The following is a 23,020-nucleotide window of genomic DNA, read 5'->3' as shown; positions in this document are numbered from 1 at the left end:
CAAACCCGGAGCGGTTCACCGACCTCCGCCGCATGATGGCGCTGCGAAACCCGCTGTCGCATTTCCGGCATGTCGATGACGGCAGCAATCTTGATCGTCGCAGCTTCGATGAGAGCAGATCAGTGGACGACCTGCTGCGTTGCGACGCGATCTTTTCGATCGGTCTCGCCCTTCGGATGCTTTCAAGGCCTGCGTTCCGGCTCGGCTAGCAATCGGAGCCGCCGCCTGGTCATCGTCGAACGGACCGAGTCTTTGGTGGCGTGATCCGATCACCTTTCGCCAAGATGTAGTCGGCGATCTTGTGCCCGAGGGGATGGGGCCCCGCCCACAGCATGTAGTAGATCGGGACACCTCGCGTGTTCCTGACGACACTCGGTGTGGCGGCGTGGCCGAACAAGGTCTTCAGGCGGCCGACGTAGTGGTCAAGAAGCCGCTTGGCCGCATCGTCAACCTTGTGGCGGGTCGTGTCCCCGAAGAGATCCGTGCGCTCTGCATAAACGAGGCTCTCCCAGTCCGCACCGCCGAAGCAGCCGTTCAGCCCCGCGCGCCAGCTTTCGGGAATGTCGCCTGAGCGCGTGATTAATCTGTTGATGGCCATTCCAAGTGGGAAATTAATGATCACCTCAAACTTCTTCGTTGACCCCAGAGCTGCGACGGTTCGCCAGTCCAGGTGGGGGCCATAAGGATCGAGGAAAGCAACACCCCTCGTGTTCCGCCCTGCTATCCGCGGGACCAGCTTCTGGATCAATTCGTTCGCGTCGCCAACCTGAACGCTGATCTTTCGAGCCGGGTACTCGGCCCTCAGGCCCTCGAGAAGGGCCGCGCGCCCCGCATCTGCGTCAAAGAAATGGTACTGAGTGAAGGGGTGTTCGAGGGCGAGGGCTCGGTGCGGGGAGCCTTCGATGAACTGCTCCTCGGACCGGACAAACTCGTCATCAAGAAGCTGAAGGTCTTCGTCATCAGCGCCGGCCCAGGCGTCGCGGATTCTTGACCGTCCCGCGCCGGCGAATGCATCGACGTAGACCAGTTCGAAGGACTGTTTCTTCAGTGCAATGGTGTAAGCGTGAAGATATGCCTCGAGGCCATCGAGCTTTTGCCGAGCCCACGGGCCAACCGTATTTTCAACATGCGATTTCTTCAATGGTGGCGGTGCTCCGTGCGAAATGGTTCACGCTGAAATCTGATCGAGGATCGGCTTCGGGACGATTTGCCACGGAAAGCCGTTCCATTCCTCACCATCGAGCAGACGCCCCCCCGACTTCGGACGGGCGCCACCCCACTGTTTGAAGAAGAAAGCGACGTCGTCACGTTCGCAGATGTCCCGGATCTGGCGGGCCCAGCTTTCGTCCATGGGCCGAGCCCGGGGCCCGCTCTCCCCCCCGACGATGGCCCAAGCGACTCCCTGCAGATCGACATCCCCGACCGGTCCGAGCAGCGGCTCGAACGAGATGAAGCGCGCGTCGGAATTGATCTGCTTCAGGTGCTCGATCCGGCTCGCGTGCGCGGCGTCCTCGACAGAAACGCCGAGCCAGATGTGCCGAGGGATCGGCCCTCCATCATACCGCTTCCGAACGTAGTTGCGCATGAGCGAGCTGCGCTTGGTCAGCACCTGGTAGACGTGCCAGTCCGCAAGCTCCATGGCGTCGAACACCGCGTCGATGAATGTATGGTCGATGTCCTTGTGGAAGAGGTCGCTCATCGAGTTCACGAAGATCATCCGCGGCTTTTTCCAGAGCACGGGCTGCTTCAGCCTCGACGGCCAGAGTGTCAGGTCAAACCCCTGCTCGTAGGGGTGTCCAGGGATTCCACGCCAACGCTCTGCGAACCGCTCGGCGTAGCAGTTGTCACAACCGGGACCGACCTTGGTGCAGCCCGTCACCGGGTTCCAAGTCGCGTCCGTCCATTCGATGTCTGACTTCTGGGCCAACTGCTTGCCTCACACTTTTTCACAACGGTAACACGCGGCTGACTCAGCACAAAGCACGAACAGCGGCTGGGGTGAGATTGGTGCCAGCTGCAGCCGAACCGCAGCGCAACGGGCGGCGTTCGATCTCTGTTCCATCCGCCATCCAGATGGATTTTCCAAATCGCGTACACCACGGACTTCGAAAGATCGCTTGAAAGCAATGACTTAAAGCTGTTCACCGGAAGCGTGGCGGTTAACAGGTCCGGAGAATATCGGCCCGGAGAGAACGCGTGTGCGCCCTTCGGGACGTGGGCCGGCTAACAGCCCCTCCCGCATAACCCTCGAAAACAACGGAAAAATCCGGCCGCAGCCGGATCGGGAGAACGCTTTCGCGGGGGCAAGTGGCGGAGCGAGAGGGATTCGAACCCTCGAGACGGTTTCCCGCCTACACACTTTCCAGGCGTGCGCCTTCGACCACTCGGCCACCGCTCCGTCCGGCAGGGTCTAGCTTGTGATCGCGGGCGGTGCAAGATGCATGTCAGAGTTTCGATATGCGCTTTTGCAGTTCGGCCAGTTGACGGCGGATCTCGTCCATGTCCTGGCCCTGGCCTGCGGGCTTGCCGTCGGTCCAGCCGCCCATCATCGCGCGCATGAAGGCCTGCTGCTGGCGCTGCATCGCGTCAAAGCCCGGCACGTTGGACATCGGATGCGGTATCTGCGCCATGTTCTCCATTAGCTTGGACTGACCCTCGCGCAGGATCTCGAAGCTGGCGGCCAGGAATTGCGGCACCACCGATTGCGCGCTGCTGGTATAGCTGCGCACCAGGTCGTTCAGCACCTCGAGCGGCAGGACGCTTTCGCCCCGGCTCTCGTGCTCGGCGATGATCTGCAGCAGGTACTGACGCGTCAGGTCGTCACCCGATTTCAGATCCACGATCCGCACCTCGCGCCCGTCGCGGATGAATGTCGCGATATCCTCGAGCGTGACGTAATCGCTGGTCTCGGTATTGTAGAGGCGACGGCTGGCATAACGCTTGATCAGCAGCGGTGCTTTATCGGCGGCCATCTCGGCTCCTTGCTGTCGTTTTGGGCATGATGGAAGCCGTCGCGACAAAACGCAAAGGAAAAACGTCGAAAGGGGCGGCGCATGGCCACCCCTTCCCTTCGCGACCTTTCTGGTCGATCACTTCGCGGCAGCACCGGCGCTTGCGGCGGTCTTGCGGGCCGCTGCGGTCGTCTCGCGCGTTGCGCGCTGCGCGGTCTGCTCGGCATCGGCAGCCATGTCCTTGCCGGCGGTCAGCATCAGGTCCACGGTGTCCATCTGGACCTTCTTGGCGACTTCCGCGAAGGAGGCCATGTGCTCGGCGGCCATCTCGGCCGAGGCGGAGGCGAAATCGCTCATCGCCTTGGCGTAATCCGAAGGCTCTTCCTTGACGACGGCCAGCTCACCCATGCGGGCGATGGAATCCTTGGCCCAGGCCGAGGAGATCTCGGTCGAGCGTTCGGCCGCGCCCAGCGCGATCTTGGCGAATTTCTCGCCCATGGCGGTCTGGGTCTTCATCGCGTCCTTCATCGAGCTGGTGTCGATCGGGAAGTTCGCCATCATGTCCTGCATCGTCTTCGTGAAATCGGGGGTCTTGGCCATGTCTTTCTACTCCTGTCAGTGCGGCGACATCAGAGAGAGGGAAGAGGGTTTCGCCGCGTTCTCACCACAGCTCCGAATATGAATGCTGCACTGCAGCATTTCAAGGATTTTCATGTCGCACTGCAGCAAAAACCCCGTAAATCGTAGGCATTTCGGGCCAAGTCGTTGAACTTGCTCGGCCCGAATTGGCGGCTCAGCTTGCTCGTTCATGCACGAAGCTGCCGGGGGCGGGCTCCAGGCCTTCGTCGGGGTGGCGTGCATCGACCTGGCCGCCCGACCTTTCGGCCAGCCATTCGCCCCAACGGGGCCACCAGCTGCCCTCGTGATAGGATGCCGATTCGCGCCAGGCGTCCTGCCCGTGATCGAAACCGCCCTGCCCCGTGTAATGACCGTATTTCTTGCGGCTGGGCGGATTCACGATGCCTGCGACATGGCCCGATTCCGACAGGAGGAAGGTCTTGTCCTTGGACCCCATCCGGGCGAAGCCGCGCCAGCAATCGCGCCAGGGGGCGATATGGTCGGCCTCGCAGGCGATGGCGCAGATCGGCAGCTGGATATCCGACAGGCGCAACGTGTGGCCCAGCAGCGTGAAGCCGTCGCCTGCGAATTCGTTGCGCTGGCACAGGCCGCGCAAGTACTGGATCGCCATGCGCCCGGGCAGGTTGGTGCTGTCGCCGTTCCAGAACAGAAGGTCGAAGGCGGGCGGCGTCTCGCCCATCATGTAGGAGCGGATGGCGGGCCCCCAGACCAGATCGTTGGCGCGCAGGAAGCTCATGGTGCGCGACATCAGTCCTGCGCGCATCAGGCCGTGGTTGCGGACCTCCTGCTCGATCCCGTCGACGATATCGTTCTGCAGGAAATTGACGAACTCTCCATGCTCGGAGAAATCGGTCAGCGTCGTGAACAGCGTCGCGGAATTGACCCGGTCGTCGCCCTTCTGCGCCAGCAGCGCCAGCACCAGCGACAGGGTCGTGCCCGCGATGCAGTAACCGACGGCATTCAGCTTCGGCTGCCCCGTCAGATCGCGCACGACGTCCATCGCCTCCAGATAGGCCTGGACGTAATCCTCCAGACCGATCTCGGCGAATTCGGCGCCGGGGTTCTTCCAGCTGACGACAAACAGGCTGTGGCCCTGTTCCACCAGCCAGCGGATCATGCTGTTCTTGGGCTTCAGATCCAGGATGTAGAACTTGTTGATCCAGGGCGGGAAGACGATCAGCGGCGTCTCGTGGACCGTCTCGGTCATGGGGCTGTACTGGATCAGTTCGAACAGGCGGGACCGATGGACGACGCGCCCCGGAGTGGTGCCGATATTCTCGCCCACGGCGAAGGCGCGGCGGTCGGCCAGCGACACGATCATCTCGCCGCCGTTCTGCTCGATGTCGCGCACCAGGTTCTCGAGCCCCTTCACGAGGCTTTCGCCCTCGGTCTCGATCGCGCGTTCCAGCGCATCGGGATTGGTCGCCAGAAAGTTCGTCGGCGCCATCATGTCCACGACCTGGTTCGTCAGCCAGGCGATGCGCTTGCGGGCCACCTCGTCCGACAGTTCCAACCCGGCGGCGGCATCCTTCAGGGCGCGGGCATTCGTCTGGTACTGGCGCTTGATCAGGTTGAAATAGGGATGGCTCTGCCACAGCGGATTGCTGAAGCGCCGGTCGGCGGGGCCGTCATCCTCGCCCGGGCTCCACTGCCCCTGCGCAAGGGCCTGCTGCGCGCGGGCATAGTTCGACAGCGTCTCGCCCCAGTAGCTGACCTGCATCTCGATCATGCGCGAGGGCTGCTCGGTCAGGGTCCGCAGGAACCCCTCGGCCGCGCTGCGATAGAGGTCGGGCCCCGGCGCCTCGATATTGGGGTTGGGCATGGCCCGTTCCGCGAAGGCGGCAAGCAGGCGATGGCCCAGCTGTTCGATCCGTTCGATGTTCTGCGCCAGGCGCTGCGCGGCAGGCGGTTGCGCCTGCGGCAGCTCGGGTTCGGGGGGCTCGCTGGCCTCCGGGGGCGTCGGCACCGGGGTTGCGGGCTCCAAGGTGACGCTAGGTTCCGCAGCGGCCTTCTTGGCCGCCGGACGACGTTTTCTTGCAGGCTTATCAGGCTTTTCGGATGTTTCCCTGCCAGCCCCCTCCTCAGCAAGATTTTTGCGCGTGCCGCGTGTCTGCCTTGCCATGACGGACGATCCCCCCTAATTGTCCTTGGATGATACGCGCAGCCCTGCCGATGCGTAAACCCGGGAAATCCGGACCGTGACACGGGCGTGATGCGCGCAGCAATCGGAGGCGGCATGACGGTCAAGGGTGTGAAGGGGATCATCTCCTACGACGCGATGGAGACGATCCGGAACACGAACGAATGGCTGGGCGCGACCGCCCGCGCCATTGGCGGGTATCCTGCCTTCGCCCTGACACCCAATCCGATGTTCCGCATGATGGCTGCCTGGGGCAAGGTCACCGAACGCAGCTTTTCCCGGATGGTGATCAAGCCCGACTGGGAGATCCCCGCCATCGCGGGCGAGGACGGGCAGGACCATATCGTCTATGTCGAACCGGAACTGAAGCGCCCCTTCGGCGACCTGATCCGTTTCCGCGTGGCGCGCCGCGAACCCAAGCCGCGCAAGGTCCTGCTGGTCGCGCCCATGTCGGGCCATTACGCCACGCTGATGCGGTCCACCGTCACCTCGCTTCTGCCCGATTGCGATCTCTATGTGACCGACTGGCACAATGCCCGCGACATTCCCGTCAGCGAAGGCAAGTTCGACGTCGAGGATTACACCACCTATCTGGTGGACTTCATCCGCCATCTGGGCCCGGACGTCCATGTCATCGCCGTCTGCCAGCCCGCGCCGCTTGCGCTGGCCGCGACTGCCATCCTGGCCGAGGACACCCCCGAGGCCCAGCCCCGCACCCTGACGCTGATCGGCGGCCCGGTGAACCCCGACGCCGCCGCGACCGAGGTGACCGATTTCGGCAACCGCGTCACCATGGGCGAATTGGAACATCTCGTGATCCAGTCCGTGGGCTTCAAGTATCGCGGCGCGGGGCGCATGGTCTATCCGGGCCTCGCGCAGCTGGGCAGCTTCATCGCGATGAACGCCGAAAGCCACGCCAAGGCCTTTGCCGACCAGATCTTTGCCGAGGCCCGCGGCAGCGCCTCCGAAGGCGACAGGCACAACCGCTTCTATGACGAATACCTGGCCGTGATGGACATGACGGCCGAGTTCTATCTTTCGACCGTCGATCGCATCTTCAAGCAGCTCGAGATCGCCGAGAACCGCTTCGAGGTGAACGGCCGCATGGTCGATATCGGCAAGATCACCACCACCGCCGTCATGACGGTCGAGGGTGCGAATGACGACATCTCGGCACCCGGGCAATGCGTCGCGGCACTGGACCTTTGCACCGGCGTGCCCGCGAACCGCAAGGCCCAGCACCTGGAACCCGGCGCGGGTCACTACGGCATCTTCGCGGGCAAGTCCTGGCGTCTGAACATCCGCCCGCTGGTCCTGGATTTCATGGACGAGGCGATGACCCAGCCCGAGGCGCAGGCCAGCCGGAAGCGCCGCCGCGCCCGCAAGGTCGAGGATGATTGCGGCGTGAACGACCCGATGGACAGCGGCAAGATCGCCGTCTGACCGGCCACGGAACCCGGCCCCCACGGGGGCCGTTCTCCTTTCCGAAGATCGCAACATGCGACGGAAAGGAACACCGATGACCGAACAGCACGACAATGCCGACAAGTTCTGGAAACGTCTCGACGATGTGCGCAGCGGGATGCTGGGCACCACGGGCGAGGCCCGCCTGATCCCCATGTCGCATTACGCCGACCGCGAACAGCGCGTCCTGTGGTTCATCACGGCCCGCGATACCGAACTTGCCAAGGATCTTGCCACCGGATCGAAGCCCGGCGTGCATGTCGTCTCGGATGGCGGCGAAGGCATCTATACGCGCTGCCATGGCCGCCTGTCGTTGACCGACGACCGCGCCAAGCTGGAAGAGCTGATGGGCGGTGTCGCCTCGGCCTGGTTCGACAAGGGCGAGAAGGATCCCGACGCACAACTGGTCCGCATGGACCTGACCGAGGCCGAGGTCTGGACGACGGAAGGCAGCCTCGCCTTCATGTATCACATCGCCAAGGCCAAGGTGACGGGCGAGACGCCGAATGTCGGCAAGCATTTCGCGCTGACCTTCTAAGGGCGGATCACAGCCCGCGGATCCAATCCGCCACGATCTCCGTCAGCCCGGCCGTCTGGCCGGGCGACAGCGCATCCCCCGCCAGAACATGGCCCGAGGGATCGTCCCCCTCTCTCATCTCTACGCGATGCATCGCGACAGGCCCGCGCCATTCGGCGGCGCGTTTCTCGATGGCCCGCGGATCAACGACACGGTCGCCATCCGACCAGATGAACAGGGTCGGCTGCATCCCCTGCCCCTTGGCGGCCCGCGACCATTGCATCACCCGTGCCAGCGGCATCAGCGCCCGCACCGGATAGCAGCTGGTCCAGCCCTGTGCATGGGCATCCGACAGCGTCTCAAAGCATCTTTCGCGACCCGCGACCAAGGGCAGCCAATGGCGCACGAAGGGCAGGTCCAGCATCCGCGCAGCGCGCGACCGGACCCCGTAATTGGCCGAGATGAATACGAGCCCGTCGATCTGCGATCCCAGTCCCCGGTCCCGCGCGGCCAGATCCGCCAGCGTCGCCCCGGTCGATGTGCCGATCACCACGACCTTGCGCCCCAGCCTGCGACCCACGGCGATCGCTTGGGCAGTGTCGCGCCACCAGTCGCGGGCGGTCGCCCCTGCCAGCGCATCGCCGCCCTGCCCGTGACCGGCCAGCCGGGTGACGAACAAGTTCGCCCCGACGGCCCGCGCCACGTCCTCGGGCAGCGGGCGCAGTTCCATGGGCGAGGCCGAGAAGCCGTGCAGATAGACAAGCGCGATATCCGTGCGCGCACCGGGTTCGCCCGCCCATTGCAGCCGGGCCGCGACCTGCGCCGCGATCCCGTCTTCGCGCGTGGCCAGCCATGCCCGCAGATCGTCGGGCAGATCGACCAGGGGCGCCGGTCCGGGATGACGCGGCCAGACGGTCCAGATCGCCGCCGCGACGATCAGCGCGGCGAACAGCCTAGCCCAGAACATCTTCGATCGCCTCGACCGTCAGCCGCAGGCATGGCTCGGACGAGAAGCGGTGATCCGCACCCTTGACCAGCGTCAGGCGGATGTCGTCGCCGCGCGCATGATCCAGCAGGTCCAGCGCCCATTGCATCGGCACATCCGCATCCGCCGTGCCCTGCAGCATCCTGACCGGGAAGGGCAGATCCAGCGCGCGGTCCATGATCAGGTGGTCGCGCCCATCCTCGATCAGGCGGCGCGTGATGGGATAGGGCGCGTCGTAATCGCTCGGGCGGCGCACGACGCCGTCGCGCATCAACCGCTCGCGGGTCGCATCGTCCATCCCCGCCCAGAAGCCCCGCTCGGTGAAATCGGGTGCGGCGGCGATGGTCACCATCCCCGCCACCCGCTGCGGCATGGCGCGCGCGATCAGCAGGCCGATCCAGCCGCCCATGGACGATCCGACCAGCACCTGCGGCCCGTCGGTCAGCGTCTCGATCACGGCGCGGGCATCCTCGGCCCAGTCGCCGATGCAGCCATCCTCGAACATCCCGCCGCTGTCGCCGTGACCGCTGTAATCGAAGCGCAGGAAGGCGCGCCCCGTGCGTTCGGCCCATTGCTGCAGATGCAGCGCCTTGGTCCCGCCCATGTCGGACATGAACCCGCCCAGGAACACGACGCCCGGCCCCGTCCCCCCGGTCTGGTGATAGGCGATGCGGCGTCCGGTGGCGGTCTCGATGCTGCGGCTCATGGCGGGCCCTTCCTGTCGGATCGGTTGCGTTTACATGGTGATAGGGCATCGTCGATGGGCTGGGAACCGCCCTTCGACTTGACAGCCCGGCGGTCGCGCGCCATGGCTTGCGCCCGACATAACCCGCAACCGGGCGTTCCGTGGGCGCCAAACCGACGAGGAGGACGCAATGTCCCAGATCTCCCTCACCTTTCCCGATGGCAATTCGCGCGACTACGACGCAGGCGTGACCGCCGCGCAGGTGGCCGAAAGCATCGCCCCCAGCCTGGCCAAGCGCGCGATCAGCGCCAGCCTCGATGGCAAGCATATCGACCTGGCCTGGCCGATCACCGCAAGCGGCGCGATCGCGATCCACACCCTCAAGGACGAAGAACAGGCGCTGGAACTGATCCGCCACGATTTCGCCCATGTCATGGCCCGCGCCGTGCAGGAGATCTGGCCGGACGTGAAGGTCACCATCGGGCCGGTCCGCGACCATGGCTGGTTCTACGATTTCGACCGGGCCGAACCCTTCACCCCCGAGGATCTGGGCCAGATCGAGGCGAAGATGAAGCAGATCATCGCCGCCCGCGAACCCGTCCGCACCGAGGTCTGGGACCGTGCCCGCGCCGTCGCCCATTACAAGGCCGCGAACGAGCCCTTCAAGATCGAGCTGATCGACCGCATTCCCGAGGATCAGGACCTGCGGATGTATTGGCATGGCGACTGGCAGGACCTGTGCCGCGGCCCGCATCTGCAGAACACCGGCCAACTGCCCGCCGACGCCTTCAAGCTGACCCATATCGCCGGCGCCTACTGGCTGGGCGATGCGACGCGCCCGATGCTGCAGCGCATCTATGGCGTGGCCTTCCGCAACAAGGACGACCTCAAGGCGCATCTTCACATGCTGGAGGAGGCCGCCAAGCGCGACCACCGCAAGCTGGGCCGCGAGATGGACCTGTTCCACATGCAGGAAGAGGCCCCGGGCCAGATCTTCTGGCACCCGAACGGCTGGAACATCTATACCACGCTGCAGGATTACATGCGCCGCAAGCAGCGCGCCGACGGCTATGTCGAGGTGAACACCCCCCAGGTCGTCAGCCGCAAGCTGTGGGAGGAATCCGGCCACTGGGAGAATTACCAGGAGAACATGTTCATCGTCGAGGTCGACGAGGATCACGCGCGGACCAAGACGGTCAACGCGCTCAAGCCGATGAACTGCCCCTGCCACGTGCAGATCTTCAACCACGGCCTGAAATCCTATCGCGACCTGCCGCTGCGCATGGCCGAATTCGGGTCCTGCAACCGCTACGAACCCTCGGGCGCGCTGCACGGGATCATGCGGGTGCGCGGCTTCACGCAGGACGACGCGCATATCTTCTGCACCGAGGATCAGATCGAGGCCGAGACCAAGAAGTTCATCGAATTCCTGGCCGGGATCTATGCCGATCTGGGCTTCACGGGCTGGCGGATCAAGCTGTCCACGCGCCCCGAGAAGCGCATCGGTACGGATGAAAGCTGGGACCGGGTCGAGGCCGCATTGGGCAATGCCTGCCAGGCCGCGGGCTACGACTTCACGATCTTCCCCGGCGAAGGCGCCTTCTACGGGCCCAAGCTGGAATTCGTACTGACCGACGCCATCGGCCGCGACTGGCAATGCGGGACGCTGCAGGTCGATCCGAACCTGCCCGAACGTCTGGACGCGGAATATGTAGGCCAGGACGGGCACAAGCATCGCCCGATCATGCTGCACCGCGCGGTTCTGGGCAGCTTCGAGCGTTTCATCGGCATCCTGATCGAGAACAGCGCCGGCAAGCTGCCCTTCTGGCTGGCCCCGCGCCAGGTCGTCGTCGCCTCGATCGTGTCGGATGCCGACGATTACGTCCACGAGGTGGTGGCCGCCCTGCAGGCCCGCGGCATCCGCGCCGAGGCCGATACCCGGAACGAGAAGATCAACTACAAGGTCCGTGAACATTCCGTCGCCAAGGTGCCCGCAATTCTGGCAATCGGCATGAAGGAGGTCGAGACGCGCAGCGTGTCGATCCGCCGCCTGGACCAGCAGGGCAGCCGCACGCTGAGCCTGGACGAGGTGCTGGAACAGCTGGAATCCGAGGCCACCGCACCCGATCTGCGGTGATCCCGGAGACGGGGCGACAGCTATGTGACACCCCTGCGCAAGCGTGCCAAAACCCGCTTGCGTTTTCATCTGATTCGGTCATTCTCGCAGTTGCGTGAGCGAAGACTTTCTACCGCCTCCCTTCTTGGGCAGCCGGAAGACCGAAAGCGGGCTGCACGGCCTGGGGCAATCCTGCGCCGGGATGACTTGAAGGAGATACGGTTATGGCGACCGGAACGGTTAAGTGGTTCAACGCCACCAAAGGTTATGGTTTCATTGCACCCGACGAGGGTGGCAAGGACGTGTTCGTCCACATCTCGGCCGTGGAACGCGCCGGGCTGACGGGCCTGCAGGACAACCAGAAGATCGGCTACGAGCTGCAGTCGGGCCGCGACGGCCGTGACTCGGCTTCGGATCTGCGCCTCCTCTAAGGGGTTCGGATCGACACCTGAACGGCCCGTTTGCGCGGGCCGTTTTTCTTTGGCAGAAGGGGTGCTTCGAAATCGCCACCGCTTCCGCCGCGCGGCCCCGGCAGGGGCGGCATGTCGGCAGAGCCGCCCATCGCAAGGACCCGCCATGACCCGTCTCGACATCTTCGCGGACCCGGTCTGCCCCTGGAGCCTGATCGCCAAGCTGGAACTGGATCGCGCGCTGGAAAGCCGCCCCGACCATCCCTTCGCGGTCACCTGGCACCCCTTTCGCCTCAACCCCCAGATCGCGCCCGAGGGCGTCGACCGCATCGCGCATCTGAAGGCCACGATGGGCGCCGACGGGGCCGAGGCCATGCGCCTGCTGGTCGAACAATCCGCCGCCATGGGGCTGACCCTGAACCCGGCGCCGCGCGAACCCAATACGATGGATGCGCATCGCCTGATGCATTGGGCGGGACTGGAACAGGCGCAGTCGCGCGTGATGTCGGGCCTGATGCGCGCCCATTGGCAAGAAGCCCGCGACATCGCCGATCACGACCAGCTTGCCGATATCGCGGCGGCGGCAGGCATGGACCGCGACGTGACCCTGCGTCTTCTGGCAAGCGATGCCGATCGCGACGAGATCACCACCCGCGAACTGCATGCACGGGAACGCGGCATCACCGTCTGCCCGACCTTCATCGTGGCCGATGCCCATGCCGTGACCGGCGCCCAGCCCGCGAAGCTGTGGCAGGACGTCATCGACGAGATCGCGGCCAAGGGCTGAATCTCTTGCAGACTGTGCAATAACGGCCTATCTGGACGGGGTAACCGACAGGTGGATCCCATGACAGACATCGCCGCTCCGGGCGTGGTGCCGCAACGGCGGCTGCCCTTGCCCGAATTCATCGCGATGCTGGCCTTTCTCTTTGCCAGCATCGCCTTTTCAATCGATGCGATGCTGCCCGCCCTGCCGGACATCGCGGCCCAGCTGACCCCCGACAACGTCAACCGCGCCCAGCTGATCCTGACATCCTTCATGGCGGGGATGGGGTCGGGCACGCTGTTCGCGGGGCCGATCTCGGATGCGCTCGGGCGCAAGCGGACCATCACGATCGGCTTCGCGATCTATTCCGTGGGGGCCATCGCGGCGCTTTATGCCAATTCGCTGGAACTGCTGCTGGCTGCACGTTTCGTGCAGGGGGTCGGGGCCTCGGGGCCGCGCATCGTGGGGCTGGCGCTGGTGCGCGATCTCTATGACGGTCGAGAGATGGCGCGGATCACCAGCTTCGTGATGATGATCTTCATCATGATCCCGGCCATCGCACCGACGCTTGGCGCGGCGATCATCGCGGTCGCGGGCTGGAAGGGCGTGTTCCTTGCCTTCCTGGGCTTCGCAGGCATTGGTGCGACCTGGCTGAACCTGCGCCAGGCCGAGACGCTGCCCCCCGAACGCCGCCGTCCCCTGCGCATGACCACGCTTGCCGCCGCCGCCCGAGAGGTCCTGTCGAACCGCCAGGTGATGCTGGCGACCGTGGTGCTGACGCTTGGCTTCGCGCAGATGTTCGGGCTTCTGTCATCCGCGCAGCAGCTGTTCGGGCAGACCTATGGCAAGGGCGAACATTTCCACCTGTGGTTCGCCGCCATGGCGCTGCTGTCCGGGTCGGGGACGGTGCTGAACGCGACCTTCGTGATCCGCTTCGGCATGCGGCGCATCGCGAAATGGGCCTATATCATGCAGACGGTCGTGTCCTCGGTCACGCTGATCCTGATGCTGACGGGCGTGCTGCCGCAGGCGCTGGCCTTTCCGGTGTTCTTCTTTTGGGCGGTCAGCGTGTTCTTCATGGCGGGCGTGACGTTCGGGAACCTGAACGCGTTGGCATTGCAGCATATGGGGCATATCGCGGGGATGGCCGCGTCGATCATCGCGGCGATCTCGACCCTGGCGGCGGTCGTGATCGCGATCCCGGTCGGGCTGCTCTATGACGGGACGGCGGTGCCGGCGATCACCTCGACGCTGATCTGTTCCGGCCTTGCCTGGTTCCTGATGCGCAAGCTGCAGGACTGACGGGACAAAGGGGGGCCGCGAACGGCCCCCTTCGCGTTTCAGGCGGCCACGCCGTCCGGCACCCGCGCGCCGGTCATGTAGGCCACGGCATCCGACATCGAATGTTCCTTGGGGTCGATGGTGCACAGCCTGCGGCCCAGCCGGTGGATATGGATGCGATCCGCCACCTCGAAGACATGGGGCATGTTGTGGCTGATCAGCACGATCGGGATCCCGCGCGACCGCACGTCCTGGATCATGTCCAGCACGCGCCGGCTCTCTTTCACGCCAAGCGCGGCGGTGGGTTCGTCAAGGATGATCACCCGGCTGCCGAAGGCCGCGGCGCGGGCCACGGCCACGCCCTGACGCTGGCCGCCCGACAGCGTTTCCACCGGCTGGCCGATGTTCTGGATGGTCATCAACCCCAGCTCGGACAGTTTCCTGCGGGCGAAATCGTCCATCGCCTGCTTGTCCAGCATCCTGAACCATTTGCCCATGACGCCCGGCTTGCGGATTTCGCGGCCCATGAACATGTTGTCGGAAATCGACAGCGCGGGCGACAGCGCCAGCGTCTGATAGACGGTCTCGATCCCGGCATTGCGCGCGTCCAGGGGGCTCGAGAAGTTGATCTTCTTGCCGCCCAGCCGGATCTCGCCTTCATCGGGGCGGACCGCGCCCGACAGCGCCTTGATCAGGCTGGACTTGCCCGCCCCGTTGTCGCCGATCACGGCCAGGATCTCTCCGGGGAAAAGGTCGAAATCGGCGCCGTCCATGGCGGTGACCCGGCCATAGCGTTTCACGAGGCCCCGTGCGGACAGGATGGGATCGGTCATGACGACACCTTTCTGATCCATTGGTCGATGGCGACGGCAAGGATGATCAGCCAGCCGGTCGCAAACAGCTGCCACAGGACATCCACGCCCGCCAGCCGCAGCCCGGAATTGAAGACGCCCACGATCAGCGCCCCGATCAGCGGCCCCAGGATCGACCCCCGCCCGCCGAACAGAGAGATCCCGCCGATCACCACGGCGGTGATGGATTCGAGGTTCGCCTCGAAGAACGAGGTCGGACTGATCGAGCCCACGCGCCCGATGGACGACCAGGCCGCCAGCGCGCAGATCACGCCCGCCACGACATAGATCGACATCAGCACCTGCCGCGTCTGGATGCCCGCAAGCGCCGCGGATTCGGGATCGTCGCCCACCGCGTAGACCCGCCTGCCCCATGCCGTGCGATAGAGCGCGTAGTAGAGGACGGCGAAGACGACCAGCATCAGGATCACGCCATAGGTCAGCACCGCGCCGCCCACGGTGAAGCGTTCGCCGAAGAACTTCAGCAGCGGGGCATCGGCGTCCAGCGTCTGGCTTCGGATCGTCTCGCGCCCCGAGATGTAGTAGTTCAGGGCCAGGAAGATGTTCCAGGTCCCCAGCGTGGTGATGAAGGGCGGCAGCTTCAGCCGGGTGACCAGCAGGCCGTTCAGCCCGCCCGTGGCCGCGCCGCAGATCAGGCCCGCCAGGATCGCCAGCGGCACCGGAACGCCGAAATTGACGGCCAGCTGCCCCATCACGACCGAGATCAGCACCATGACGGCACCCACCGACAGGTCGATCCCGGCGGTCAGGATGACCAGCGATTGCGCGGCGGCAAGCGTGCCCACGACGGCCACCTGCTGCAGGATCAGCGACAGGTTGAAGGCCGAGAAGAAATTGGGAGAGATCAGCCCGAAGGCGATCAGCGACAGCACCAGCACGATGATCGGGACCATCGTCGGATATTGATGCAGGAAATGCTGCATCCGGTCCAGCGGGCTGCGGTGGCGGCGGTCGAAGGTCGCGACGCTGTCGTTGGCGTTGCTCTCGACCACGGGATCGGGGGTGTCGGACATCGACGTCTCCGTGGAACTTGCGGGGGATGGCGGGGTCGTCGCCGCCATCCCGGTTCAGGACATGGGCCGCGGGATCAGCCCCAGCAGCGGTCGAGACCTTCCTCGACGCCGATCGATTCCACGCCCTCGACGGGTTGGTCCGTCACGAGGTTCACGCCGGTATTGGTGAAGTTCAGCCCCTCCGAGGTCTCGGGCATGGTGCCGTCCTCGGCGAAGGCCGCGATGGCCTCGACGCCCATCGACGCCATCAGCAGCGGGTATTGCTGCGCCGTGGCCCCGATCACGCCTTCCTGCACGTTCTGGACGCCCGGACAGCCGCCATCGATCGACACGATCATCACGTCGCCTTCCTTGCCGAAGGATTTCAGCGCCTCGTAGGCACCGGCAGCGGCGGGTTCGTTGATGGTATAGACGAGGTTGATGCCCGGATCGCGCTGCATCAGCGCCTCCATCGCCTGACGGCCGCCTTCCTCGTTGCCCGAAGTGATCTCATTGCCCACGATGCGCTCGTCGGTTTCATCGCCGATGACGTTCTCGTCCGCGACATCGATGCCGAAGCCCTCGAGGAAACCCTGATCGCGCAGCACATCGACCGATGCGCCGCGTTCCGACAGGTCCAGCATCGCGATCCGGGCATCGGCGGCGGCATCGCCCATCTGGCCCGCGGCCCATGCGCCGATCAGGCGTCCGGCTTCGCGGTTGTCGGTGGCGAAGGTTGCGTCGGCGGCCTCGATCGGGTCCAGCGGGGTATCCAGCGCGATGACCAGCATCCCCGCCTCGCGCGCCTGGCCCAGGCTGTCGGTGATGGCCTTGGTATCGGATGCGGTGATCAGGATGCCCTTGGCGCCGGCCGCCATGCAGCTTTCCACGGCCTGCTGCTGGGTTTCGTGATCGCCGTCGATCTTGCCCGCGAAGGTCATCAGCTCGATGCCCAGCTCCTGGGCCTTGGCGGTCGCGCCCTCCTTCATCTTGACGAAGAACGGATTGATGTCGGTCTTGGTGATCAGGCAGGCTTTGGTCGTATCCTGGGCCTGGGCAAGGCCCGCCGACAGGACAAGCGCGGACAGCGCGGCGGATGCGCGCAGAATGGTTTTCTGGGTCACGTTATCTCTCCTCCAAAGGCGGTTCCTCGGCCGCCTTCCCTGAAGGAAGCACCATCGAAAAGTGCTTGTCAATAAATCAAGCCTATTGATTAATAGCCGGGGGAAGAGGAGCCCGCATGCCAGTCAAGTCCGAGGAAACCGGCGGGCTCAGCCGGAACGAGAGGCATATCCTGCTGCTGATCCGCCGCCACGGGCCGCTGCCCCGCGCGCGCCTGGCGCAGATGATGGGCGTCTCGGCGCAGGCGGTGGGGAACCTGTCGCGCAAACTGGTCCATGCGGGCTACCTGACCGAGAACGAGGTCGTGCGCGGCAAGGTGGGCCAACCATCTACGCCCCTGTCGCTGGCGGACAATGCGGCGTTTTTCCTGGGGTTCAAGATCGGGCGCAGGCTGGCCGAACTGGCATTGGTCGATTTCGCGGGCAATGTGCGGATGCACCGCCAGATGGTCCATACCCATCCCGAACCGCGCCGGCTGATCGGCTTTGCCCGCGACGGGCTGGCGACGCTGTGCAATTCGCTGAATGCCGCGCAGCGGGCGCGGATCAGCGGCGTGGGCATCGCCACCCCCTATCGCCTGTGGGACTGGGGCGAGGAGATGCGCGGTTGGCTGCAATTCGATCTGGCCGGCGAATTGCAGGTCGATCTGCCCTTTCCGGTGATGCTGGAGAACGACGCCACGACCGCCTGCGGGGCCGAGCTGATCTTCGGCGCGCATGATCTGCCGCGCGACTTCCTGCACCTCTATGTCGCGCATTTCGCGGGCGGTGGACTGGTGCTGGACGGCGCACTGCGTCACGGACCCACGCGGAACGCGGGCGCCATCGGATCCATGCCCATGCCCGGCGGCGGGCAGGTGCTGGACCATGCCTCGGTCTCGACCCTGGAACGGATGATCGGCGGCCCCCTGCCCCCGGACGATACCGGCTGGAACATCCCCCCCGAGATCGAGCGTGAATGGGCGGCGGATGCCGGTCGGGCGCTGGCCCATGCGGCCATGTCCACCGTAGCCGTCGCCGATCTGGGGCTGGTCGTGCTGGACGGGGCCGTGCCACCCGCCACGCGCAGCCTGCTGGCACGGTCCATGCGCGAGGCGCTGGCGCGCATTCCCGGCGCGGGCATCGACCGCCCCAGGGTGATCGAAGGCAGCCTCGGGCGCTCGGCGCGCATCCTGGGCGCGGCGGGCCTGCCCCTGGCGCGGAACTTTCTGCCGGGCGGGGTGCCCGGCCCCGGGGAATGCGCTTGACGCACGCCCCCCGTGGCTGTAAGCGGCCCGTTCATTGGTGTTGGTGGACCCCGCGAGGGGAACCCTGTCAGGCCCCGGTTCCGATCGTGGCCAGAGGACAACGCCCTTCGAAACCTGAAGAAGGAGATCAGCCGTGACCAAACGCACGTCTGCCAAGTACAAGATCGACCGCCGCATGGGCGAAAACATCTGGGGCCGCGCCAAGTCGCCGGTCAACCGTCGCGAATACGGCCCGGGCCAGCACGGTCAGCGCCGCAAGAACAAGCTGTCGGACTTCGGTACCCAGCTGCGCGCCAAGCAGAAGCTGAAGGGTCACTACGGCGACCTGACCGAGAAGCAGTTCCGCCGCATCTATGCGGAAGCCGAACGCATCAAGGGCGACACCAGCGAAAACCTGATCGGCCTGCTCGAGCGTCGCCTGGACGCCGTCGTCTACCGCGCCAAGTTCGTCGCGACCATCTTCGCCGCACGCCAGTTCGTGAACCACGGCCATGTCGAGGTGAACGGCCAGCGCGTCAACATCCCGTCCTACCGCGTGAAGGAAGGCGACGTCATCACCGTTCGCGAGCGCTCGCGCCAGCTGGCCTTCGTGCTGGAAGCCGTCGCCCTGCCCGAGCGTGACGTCCCGGACTATATCGAAGTGGACCACAACAAGATGACCGCGACCTTCGTTCGCACCCCGGCCCTGGGCGACGTGCCCTACGCGGTGCAGATGGAACCGAACCTGGTCGTCGAATTCTACGCGAAGAACTGATCTTCGCCGGATATCCCGACAATGAAGGGCCGTCCCGTTGGGGGCGGCCCTTTCCATTTGCATCTATTTGTCCGCATTACGGACATGGTGCGATCCGGCCATCTGTCTAACCTGCACGGCATGCAACAGCGGGGATGCGCAGGATCATGGCCAGAATCAACTTGTTCCAGTCGTTCGACATGACGGCTGCCACGGATTTCGACGACATTCGGTGGGGCCCGGGCGAGGAATACCTGTCGCTCGGGGACGGATACCGCATCGAGTTCGACAGTCCGGGCTATGACCGGCTGTCGGGCTTCTCGATGGGACGCGACGGCGACCCGATCTTCGATATCGACGATTTCAACATCTGGACCGGGGCCTTCCCGGCGGAACTGCGCGACGACGCCTTCATCGAGACCGGCAATTTCGAGCCCTTCTGGCGTTTCATCATGTCGGGTGCCGATCGCATCACCGGCGCGCGCGGGGCGGACCGCGTGAACGGATATGGCGGCAACGACGTGATGGACGGCTTCGGCGGAAACGACCGCCTGTCGGGCGGCCGTGGCGCGGATGTGGTCCGCGGCGGCACGGGGGCCGACATCCTCTGGGGCAATCAGGGCAATGACAGGCTGTTCGGCGGAATGGGCCGGGACACGCTTGCGGGTGGCAACGGCGCCGATCGTCTGCATGGCGGGATCGGGAACGACCGTCTGGCGGGTGGCGGGGGCAATGACATCCTGAACGGCAACCAGGGTGCGGACGTTCTGATCGGCGGAACCGGGCGCGACATCCTGGCGGGCGGAATGGGCCCGGACGTCTTCGTCTTCGGGCGCGGCTCGGGGCATGACCGGATCACGGATTTCACCGATGGTTCGGACCGTATCCGGCTGACCGGACCCTTCGACGACATGGACGACATCCGCATGACCATGCAGGGCGACGACACGGTGATCCGCTTCGGCGCGAACAGCGTGACGCTGACGGGCATCGGGATCGACGCGCTGGACGGGTCCGACTTCCAGTTCGTCTGACCAGGCTTGCGACGTCTCGGGGGCTGCGGCCCCCGAACTGCCCCCTTTCCATGCCGCGCCGCGATGACTAAACGGGCGGACAAAGGAAGGTAGCAATGACCCAGATCGCACCCAAGCCCGGCATCATGGATATCGCTCTCTATGTCAGCGGCGAAAGCAGGCTGGCGGGGCATGAGGATGTCCTGAAGCTGTCCTCGAACGAGAACCCGCTCGGCTGCAGCCCCGCGGCGCAAGAGGCGTTCCGCGCCGCATCGGGCGATCTGCACCGCTATCCGGCGACCGACCACGCCCCCCTGCGCCGGGCCATCGCCGAGGTTCACGGCCTTGATCCCGACCGCATCATCTGCGGCGTGGGCTCTGACGAGGTGCTGCAATTCGTCACCCATGCCTTCGCGGGCCATGGCGACCAGATCATCACGACCGAGCACGGCTTTTCGATGTATCCGATCCTGGCGCGCATGGTCGGCGCGACGCCCGTGACCGTGCCGGAAAATGACCGCCGCATCGACGTGGACGCGATCCTGGCCGCCGTCACCGAACGCACCCGGATCGTCTTCGTGGCGAATCCCGCCAATCCCACCGGCACGATGCTGAGTGCGGACGAACTGGATCGCCTGGCATCCGGCCTGCCCCCGCATGTCGTCTTCGTCCATGACGGGGCCTATACCGAATTCGCGGGCGGCTTCGACGGAGGCGCATCTCTTGTGGACCGTTTCCCGAACGTGGTCATGACGCGCACCTTCTCGAAGATCCACGGGCTGGGCGGGCTGCGCATCGGCTGGGGCTATGCCGCGCGCGAGATCATCGACGTGCTGAACCGCCTGCGTCAGCCGTTCAACCTGTCCCAGCCCCAGATGGCCGCAGCCGAGGCTGCGATCCGCGACACGGCCTTCACCGCGCATTGCGCCGATCTGAACGACCGGATGCGCGACCGGATGCGCCAGTCGCTGGTCCAGATGGGCATCGCCTGCGACGAAAGCTTCGCGAATTTCGTGCTGGCACGCTTTGCGGACCCGGCCGAAGCCGAGGCCGCCGATGCCGCCCTGCGCGATGCGGGCATCCTGGTCCGCCGCGTCGGCGGCTATGGCCTGCCCGACGCGCTGCGCATCACCGTGGGCGACGAGGACGGCGTGACCCGCGTGCTGGACGTGCTGGGCAGCTTCATCCAAGGTCGCCGGACATGAGCGTGATCTACGACCGCGTGGCCCTGATCGGGCTGGGGCTGATCGCAGGCTCCATGTCGCTGGCCCTGCGCGAGGCGGGCCTTGCCGCCGAGGTGACGGGCTATGCCCGCAGCGCCGAAACCCGCGACACCGCCCGAGAGATCGGCCTGTGCGACCGCATCTGCGACAGCGCAGTCGAGGCGGTTGCGGGCGCCGACCTCGTGGTGCTCTGCGTGCCGGTCGGTGCGATGGGCCCCGTCATGGCCGAGATCGGGCCCCATCTGGCGCCGGGGGCGACCGTCACCGATGTGGGTTCGGTCAAGCAATCCGTGATCGACGCCGTGCAGCCGCACTTGCCCGAGGGGACGCATTTCATCCCCGGCCACCCCCTGGCCGGGACCGAGCATTCGGGCCCCCGCGCGGGCTTTGCGACGCTGTTCCAGAACCGCTGGTGGCTGCTGACCCCCCTGCCCGACACGGATGCGGATGCGCTGGATCGGCTGAACCGCTGCCTGGCCGGGATCGGTGCCAAGACCGACGTGATGGAACCGGGTCACCACGACCTCGTGTTGGCCGTGACCAGCCATGCACCGCACTTGATCGCCTATACGATGGTGGGCGTCGCCGATCACCTGCAGCGCGTTTCGGGCGAGGAGGTGATCCAGTATTCCGCCGCCGGCTTCCGCGACTTCACCCGGATCGCCGCCAGCGACCCGACGATGTGGCGCGACGTGTTCCTGCACAACAAGGAAGCCACGCTCGACATCCTGGGCCGCTTCACCGAGGAGCTGTTCGTCCTGCAACGCGCGATCCGCATGGGCGACGGGCAGCAGCTGTTCGATTATTTTAGCCGCACCCGCGCGATCCGTCGCGGCATCATCGAGGCCGGACAGGACACCGCCGCCCCCGATTTCGGGCGCGGAACCGGCCCCCGGACCTAACGCAGCACCGGGGCCGAGGGGCACGCCGCCGAGGGTGGCGCGCCCCTCGGCAAAGCCCAGCGGCACGCGGATCTGGTCGCCCCGTGCATCGGGAAAATCGCCGCCCGCGATACTGCGCAACCCCGCCGACAGAAGCATCCGCACCGTGCCGCCGGTCAGACCCAGCGCCGCAGCCTGATCCAGTAACGCATCCGCATCGGCGGTGTGGATCGCGGCCAGCCCACCATCTGCATCGACGGCCATCAGTCGCGCCTGCGCATCGCCCATCCGCAACTCAGGCCCCGCGCTGCGCAGGCCGGTCGGGCGTGCCGCCCAGCAGGACGATCGCGGCCAGACCCGTCCACATGTTCGCCATCCCTTTCATCCGGTCGCGACCTGACCTAGTTTCATACGCCATGGACGAGAGAATTTTGCAAAGGATCGAGTGGGTCTTCGGATACGGCTCGCTCATCTGGAATCCGGGCTTCACGCCCGCGGAAACCGTGCGCGCCCGCCTGACGGGGTTCGCGCGGCGCTTCTGCCTGCGATCGGTCGAACATCGCGGGACCGAGGATCGCCCCGGGCTGGTGCTGGGCCTCGACCCGGACGACCGGGCGACCGTGTCCGGCGTGGCGCTGCGGGTCGCGCCTGCGGATCACGACGCCGTGCTGGCCGATCTGCGCGCGCGCGAGCTGGTCACCGACGCCTATCACGAGACGCTGCTGCCGCTGACGCTGGAAGACGGTCGCCGGGTCGAGGCGCTGGCCTATGTGATGAAGCGCGATCACTGGCAATACGCGGGTGGCCTGACTTCCGAGGAACAGGCCCGGATCATCGCCGCCGCCCATGGCGGCCGCGGCCCGAATGCCGATTACCTGTTCAACACCGCGGCGCATCTGACCCAGATCGGCCTGCCGGACCCGCATCTGGACGAATTGTCCGATGCCGTGCGCCTGATCCGCGAACGCGCAGGGGGCGGCTGAA

23 protein-coding genes and 1 tRNA gene are annotated in these 23,020 nt (G+C 65.6%); 13 read left to right on the top strand and 11 right to left on the bottom strand.

Annotated features, from left to right (window positions below; genetic code table 11):
• On the top strand, window positions 1-209 hold a 209-nt coding region (locus KO490_RS15655), incomplete at its 5' end, for a hypothetical protein (RefSeq protein ID WP_216020354.1).
• 20 nt (window positions 210-229) lie between these two features.
• Here KO490_RS15655 and KO490_RS15650 read toward each other — a convergent pair.
• The 6 genes from KO490_RS15650 to phaC all read right to left on the bottom strand — a co-directional run bounded on the left by KO490_RS15650 (window position 230) and on the right by phaC (window position 5,556).
• Complete coding sequence (locus KO490_RS15650; protein ID WP_216020353.1) at window positions 230-1,141, bottom strand: three-Cys-motif partner protein TcmP; 912 nt, start codon at window positions 1,139-1,141, stop codon at window positions 230-232.
• Window positions 1,142-1,168: 27 nt separating this feature from the next.
• Window positions 1,169-1,927, bottom strand: coding sequence for a DUF5131 family protein (locus KO490_RS15645; RefSeq protein ID WP_216020352.1), 759 nt, complete (start codon window positions 1,925-1,927; stop codon window positions 1,169-1,171).
• A 381-nt stretch (window positions 1,928-2,308) separates the two neighbouring features.
• Window positions 2,309-2,398 (bottom strand) — tRNA-Ser (locus KO490_RS15640).
• A gap of 46 nt (window positions 2,399-2,444) precedes the next feature.
• Window positions 2,445-2,972 carry a polyhydroxyalkanoate synthesis repressor PhaR gene (gene phaR / locus KO490_RS15635; protein ID WP_216020351.1) on the bottom strand — a complete coding sequence of 176 codons (528 nt, stop codon included), beginning with the start codon at window positions 2,970-2,972 and terminating at the stop codon, window positions 2,445-2,447.
• Window positions 2,973-3,089: 117 nt separating this feature from the next.
• A complete protein-coding gene (locus KO490_RS15630) occupies window positions 3,090-3,551 on the bottom strand; it encodes a phasin family protein (RefSeq protein WP_216020350.1) in 462 nt (153 codons plus the stop codon).
• 193 nt (window positions 3,552-3,744) lie between these two features.
• Window positions 3,745-5,556, bottom strand: a complete 1,812-nt coding sequence (gene phaC, locus KO490_RS15625; RefSeq protein ID WP_371822369.1) for a class I poly(R)-hydroxyalkanoic acid synthase — start codon at window positions 5,554-5,556, stop codon at window positions 3,745-3,747.
• A 270-nt stretch (window positions 5,557-5,826) separates the two neighbouring features.
• Here phaC and phaZ point away from each other — a divergent pair, with 270 nt between their 5' ends.
• On the top strand, window positions 5,827-7,173 hold the full coding sequence (gene phaZ, locus KO490_RS15620; protein WP_252727233.1) for a polyhydroxyalkanoate depolymerase: 1,347 nt from the start codon (window positions 5,827-5,829) through the stop codon (window positions 7,171-7,173).
• A 76-nt stretch (window positions 7,174-7,249) separates the two neighbouring features.
• Entirely contained in the window at window positions 7,250-7,732 is a 483-nt protein-coding gene (locus KO490_RS15615) for a pyridoxamine 5'-phosphate oxidase family protein (protein WP_216020348.1), read from the top strand.
• A gap of 7 nt (window positions 7,733-7,739) precedes the next feature.
• On the opposite strand, the gene KO490_RS15610 is transcribed toward KO490_RS15615, so the two are convergent.
• Both KO490_RS15610 and KO490_RS15605 read right to left on the bottom strand, forming a co-directional pair.
• Window positions 7,740-8,678 (bottom strand): carboxylesterase, encoded by a 939-nt coding sequence (locus KO490_RS15610; RefSeq protein WP_216020347.1) that lies wholly within the window; start codon window positions 8,676-8,678, stop codon window positions 7,740-7,742.
• Entirely contained in the window at window positions 8,665-9,402 is a 738-nt protein-coding gene (locus KO490_RS15605) for an alpha/beta fold hydrolase (protein WP_216020346.1), read from the bottom strand. The genes KO490_RS15610 and KO490_RS15605 overlap by 14 nt, the downstream gene beginning before the upstream one ends.
• Before the next feature lie 169 nt (window positions 9,403-9,571).
• Between KO490_RS15605 and thrS the strand changes: the two genes are divergently transcribed.
• The 4 genes from thrS to KO490_RS15585 all read left to right on the top strand — a co-directional run bounded on the left by thrS (window position 9,572) and on the right by KO490_RS15585 (window position 13,975).
• A complete protein-coding gene (gene thrS, locus KO490_RS15600) occupies window positions 9,572-11,518 on the top strand; it encodes a threonine--tRNA ligase (protein WP_216020345.1) in 1,947 nt (648 codons plus the stop codon).
• 203 nt (window positions 11,519-11,721) lie between these two features.
• The gene (locus KO490_RS15595) at window positions 11,722-11,928 is read left to right on the top strand and encodes a cold-shock protein (RefSeq protein WP_216020344.1); all 207 of its coding nucleotides are present in this window, start codon (window positions 11,722-11,724) and stop codon (window positions 11,926-11,928) included.
• A gap of 145 nt (window positions 11,929-12,073) precedes the next feature.
• Window positions 12,074-12,694, top strand: a complete 621-nt coding sequence (locus KO490_RS15590) for a DsbA family protein (protein ID WP_216020343.1) — start codon at window positions 12,074-12,076, stop codon at window positions 12,692-12,694.
• A 60-nt stretch (window positions 12,695-12,754) separates the two neighbouring features.
• Window positions 12,755-13,975 carry a multidrug effflux MFS transporter gene (locus KO490_RS15585; RefSeq protein ID WP_252727232.1) on the top strand — a complete coding sequence of 407 codons (1,221 nt, stop codon included), beginning with the start codon at window positions 12,755-12,757 and terminating at the stop codon, window positions 13,973-13,975.
• A gap of 38 nt (window positions 13,976-14,013) precedes the next feature.
• Here KO490_RS15585 and KO490_RS15580 read toward each other — a convergent pair whose 3' ends face one another.
• The 3 genes from KO490_RS15580 to KO490_RS15570 all read right to left on the bottom strand — a co-directional run bounded on the left by KO490_RS15580 (window position 14,014) and on the right by KO490_RS15570 (window position 16,942).
• Window positions 14,014-14,787 (bottom strand): ATP-binding cassette domain-containing protein, encoded by a 774-nt coding sequence (locus KO490_RS15580; protein WP_216020342.1) that lies wholly within the window; start codon window positions 14,785-14,787, stop codon window positions 14,014-14,016.
• Window positions 14,784-15,839: an ABC transporter permease gene (locus KO490_RS15575; protein WP_216020341.1), complete on the bottom strand. Its 1,056-nt coding sequence runs from the start codon at window positions 15,837-15,839 to the stop codon at window positions 14,784-14,786. The genes KO490_RS15580 and KO490_RS15575 overlap by 4 nt, the downstream gene beginning before the upstream one ends.
• Window positions 15,840-15,913: 74 nt before the next feature.
• A complete protein-coding gene (locus KO490_RS15570) occupies window positions 15,914-16,942 on the bottom strand; it encodes a sugar ABC transporter substrate-binding protein (RefSeq protein WP_216020340.1) in 1,029 nt (342 codons plus the stop codon).
• A 116-nt stretch (window positions 16,943-17,058) separates the two neighbouring features.
• Here KO490_RS15570 and KO490_RS15565 point away from each other — a divergent pair, with 116 nt between their 5' ends.
• From KO490_RS15565 to KO490_RS15540, 6 genes are all read left to right on the top strand, one after another.
• The gene (locus KO490_RS15565) at window positions 17,059-18,186 is read left to right on the top strand and encodes an ROK family transcriptional regulator (RefSeq protein WP_216020339.1); all 1,128 of its coding nucleotides are present in this window, start codon (window positions 17,059-17,061) and stop codon (window positions 18,184-18,186) included.
• A gap of 133 nt (window positions 18,187-18,319) precedes the next feature.
• Window positions 18,320-18,940: a 30S ribosomal protein S4 gene (gene rpsD, locus KO490_RS15560; RefSeq protein WP_216020338.1), complete on the top strand. Its 621-nt coding sequence runs from the start codon at window positions 18,320-18,322 to the stop codon at window positions 18,938-18,940.
• Between the two features lie 146 nt (window positions 18,941-19,086).
• Complete coding sequence (locus KO490_RS15555) at window positions 19,087-19,953, top strand: calcium-binding protein (RefSeq protein WP_252727231.1); 867 nt, start codon at window positions 19,087-19,089, stop codon at window positions 19,951-19,953.
• A gap of 95 nt (window positions 19,954-20,048) precedes the next feature.
• Window positions 20,049-21,137: a histidinol-phosphate transaminase gene (hisC, locus tag KO490_RS15550; protein ID WP_216020337.1), complete on the top strand. Its 1,089-nt coding sequence runs from the start codon at window positions 20,049-20,051 to the stop codon at window positions 21,135-21,137.
• Window positions 21,134-22,057 carry a prephenate/arogenate dehydrogenase family protein gene (locus KO490_RS15545; RefSeq protein ID WP_216020336.1) on the top strand — a complete coding sequence of 308 codons (924 nt, stop codon included), beginning with the start codon at window positions 21,134-21,136 and terminating at the stop codon, window positions 22,055-22,057. Before hisC ends, KO490_RS15545 begins: the two co-directional genes overlap by 4 nt.
• A gap of 410 nt (window positions 22,058-22,467) precedes the next feature.
• A complete protein-coding gene (locus KO490_RS15540; protein ID WP_371822368.1) occupies window positions 22,468-23,019 on the top strand; it encodes a gamma-glutamylcyclotransferase in 552 nt (183 codons plus the stop codon).
• The last annotated feature ends 1 nt before the right edge of the window (window position 23,020 follow it).

Origin of the sequence: Paracoccus sp. C2R09, from assembly GCF_018860625.1 — a bacterium.
Classification (GTDB): Bacteria; Pseudomonadota; Alphaproteobacteria; order Rhodobacterales; family Rhodobacteraceae; genus Paracoccus.
The sequence above is the reverse complement of the archived record's forward strand: the minus strand, read 5'-3'. Positions and strand labels throughout refer to the sequence as shown.